This window comes from Microvirga sp. HBU67558, assembly GCF_018069605.1.
Taxonomy (GTDB): Bacteria; Pseudomonadota; Alphaproteobacteria; order Rhizobiales; family Beijerinckiaceae; genus Microvirga; species Microvirga terrae.
In genome coordinates this window covers 1-307 of record NZ_JAGPUP010000127.1, presented here as the reverse complement: position 1 = coordinate 307, position 307 = coordinate 1, and the positions used below count along the sequence as shown (strand labels likewise).

The 307-nt window shown below is 59.0% G+C and carries 1 protein-coding gene; it reads left to right on the top strand.

All coding sequences use genetic code 11. The features are described 5' to 3' along the window. A partial coding sequence (locus KBI52_RS00515) for a helix-turn-helix domain-containing protein (protein ID WP_210804751.1) occupies positions 1-229 on the top strand: 229 nt, incomplete at its 5' end. Positions 230-307: the final 78 nt, after the last annotated feature.

Genomic DNA, 307 nt, shown 5'->3' with positions numbered 1-307 from the left:
GGAGAAGATCGCCGCGTTCCTGCTCGACCTGGCCGAGCGAGAGATCGACCACAGGCATATCGAACTTCCCATGGCCAGGATTGATGTCGCTGACTATCTGGGCCTGACGATTGAAACCGTGTCACGCACTCTCACACAACTTGAGCGGCAGGGGGTTATTGCGATGCCAGCCCACCGCCGGTCCATTATGCTGAAGGACAAAGCTGCCCTGCAACGCCTCGACGCCTAGGCCACCACTCTCCCGCTGGCTGTGCGGCCTGATGATCGTCCGTGCTTGGGCGATTCTTGCTTTGACGATTCTAAGGCT